This window comes from Phormidium sp. CCY1219 (genome assembly GCF_055795085.1).
In genome coordinates this window covers 1-455 of the sequence record NZ_JAYFEQ010000190.1, presented here as the reverse complement: position 1 = coordinate 455, position 455 = coordinate 1, and the positions used below count along the sequence as shown (strand labels likewise).

The following is a 455-nucleotide window of genomic DNA, read 5'->3' as shown; positions in this document are numbered from 1 at the left end:
TTCGCCAAATGCACCGCCGCCGTCATATTCAGCAAGCCAGCGCCCGTTTCAGCATCATGACCCGTACTGCCCAAATCTGTCGCTGTATCGCGGATAATATCCACCACCTGGCGGTAACTCAACTCAGGATTGGCCGCCCACACCTGAGACACCGCACCTGTCACCTTCGCCGTGGCTACGGAAGTCCCCGCCATACCACTGGTTCCTTCCCCAGCTAACGACAATTGGGGATTCTCCGTCGTTCCCCCATAGGCCATCACATCCAAACCCCGACCATAACTAGAATAATCCGTACGGTCAGCCCCCTTCCAAACCGATGTCTCTGGGTCAAACTGTTCCGCCGCACCCACGGTCATAATATTGTCAAACTCCTGAGAAGCTTGACCCAACGCCGACATCACACCACCGTCATTCCCAGCAGCGGCCACAATCATGACGTTATTCTGACGTGCATA

General features: G+C 55.4%; 1 protein-coding gene. It reads right to left on the bottom strand.

Annotated features, from left to right (window positions below; translation table 11 throughout):
- Positions 1-434, bottom strand: a 434-nt coding sequence (locus AC0QH1_RS01225) for a S8 family serine peptidase (protein ID WP_324628920.1), incomplete at its 3' end; no start/stop codon positions are given.
- Positions 435-455: the final 21 nt, after the last annotated feature.